3 protein-coding genes are annotated in these 1,423 nt (G+C 59.2%); 2 read left to right on the top strand and 1 reads right to left on the bottom strand.

The genetic code is table 11. From position 1 onward, the window contains the following. A partial coding sequence (locus tag ACESMB_RS09635) for a M3 family metallopeptidase (RefSeq protein ID WP_411288755.1) occupies positions 1-321 on the top strand: 321 nt, incomplete at its 5' end. Positions 322-355: 34 nt separating this feature from the next. Beyond that, on the top strand, positions 356-607 hold the full coding sequence (locus ACESMB_RS09630; protein ID WP_372927749.1) for a YheV family putative zinc ribbon protein: 252 nt from the start codon (positions 356-358) through the stop codon (positions 605-607). A 148-nt stretch (positions 608-755) separates the two neighbouring features. Here the strand turns inward: ACESMB_RS09630 and ACESMB_RS09625 are convergent. Then, positions 756-1,423: Na+/H+ antiporter NhaC family protein (locus tag ACESMB_RS09625; protein WP_372971411.1), on the bottom strand; the 668-nt coding region annotated here is incomplete at its 5' end.

Genomic DNA, 1,423 nt, shown 5'->3' with positions numbered 1-1,423 from the left:
CGCAAGGTGCGCAGCGAAATCGCGGTGGTGCAAGCCCCGGCGTTCAACCGCTTCCCCAACAGCTTCTCCCACATCTTCTCAGGGGGTTACGCTGCGGGTTACTACAGCTACAAGTGGGCGGAAGTACTGGCGGCAGACGCCTTCTCACTGTTCGAGGAACACGGCATCTTCGACCCGGAAACCGGCAAGGCGTTTTTGCACAATATCCTCGAAAAGGGCGGCTCCCAGGAGCCCATGGAATTGTTCAAGGCATTCCGGGGCCGCGAGCCGGAAGTGGATGCGCTGTTGAAGCAAAGCGGTATTACGGACGATGCAGCGTAATCCGACAATTAAAGTTCTACAGGCGGAGTAACCCATGCCAACCCCAAAACGCTTCATCGCCGGTGCCGTCTGCCCACGCTGTGCGGAGATGGACAAGATCATGATGTTTACCACTGACGACGATGACCAGGTCCGCGAATGCGTGGCCTGCGGTTTCACCGATGCGGTTTCCGACGCACCACCGGCTCCGGCTAATCCCGAGTTGGAGACTCGCGTCAACAAACGCGACAACGAGGATGACCATACCGTCAAACAGGTGGTGTTCTTTTCTTCCAAGGACGACTGATGCTTTGGAGTTTGCCCTCTTTCTGTAGCCTGCTGGTTTTTGGGGCCTGGAGGGCGTCGTGGTGCTTTCTTCTGGGAAAAAGAACTCCCCCTGCCCCCTCGCAGCCCCCAATCCAGGCAGGCTACAAAAAAGCAGGCAACTCCCAGCCTTAAAGAACCATAGCCGCCACCCAGCCAAAGCCCAACAGGGGCAGATTGTAGTGCAGGAACGTCGGCACCACCGTGTCCCAGATGTGGTTGTGCTGGCCGTCCACGTTGAGGCCGGCGGTGGGGCCGAGGGTGGAGTCGGAGGCCGGGGAGCCGGCATCGCCCAGGGCGCCGGCGGTGCCTACCAGGGCTACGATGGCCAGGGGGCTGAAACCCAGTTCCAGTGCCAGGGGCACGTAGAGGGCGGCGATGATGGGGATGGTGGAGAAGGATGAGCCGATACCCATGGTGATCAGTAGGCCTACCACCAGCATCAGTAATGCCGCCAGGGCCTTGTTGTCGCCTATGGTGCCGACGGAGCTTTCCACCAGGGTGGTGATTTCGCCGGTTTCGCGCATCACTTCGGCAAAACCGGAGGCAGCGATCATGATGAAGCCGATCATTGCCAGCATTTTCATGCCTTCGGTGAACAGGTCATCGGCTTCTTTCCATTTCACCACACCGGACAGGTTGAACAGCACGAAGCCTGCCAGTGCGCCGAGAATCATCGAGCCCAGCCACAACTGCACCACGAATGCCGCCACAATGGCGATTACGGCCACGAGCAATGTACCGCCGTTGTAGTTCACATCCACCCGTTCGGTGCGGGCGATGGCGTCCAGGTTGTAGT

It is taken from the genome of Marinobacter sp., assembly GCF_041686475.1.
Classification (GTDB): domain Bacteria; phylum Pseudomonadota; class Gammaproteobacteria; order Pseudomonadales; family Oleiphilaceae; genus Marinobacter.
This window is presented reverse-complemented; position numbering and strand designations above follow the sequence as displayed.

Bases quoted from the DNA above. Each gene is read 5' to 3' on its own strand.
- ACESMB_RS09630 (WP_372927749.1), top strand. From the start codon at position 356: ATGCCAACCCCAAAACGCTTCATCGCCGGTGCCGTCTGCCCACGCTGT.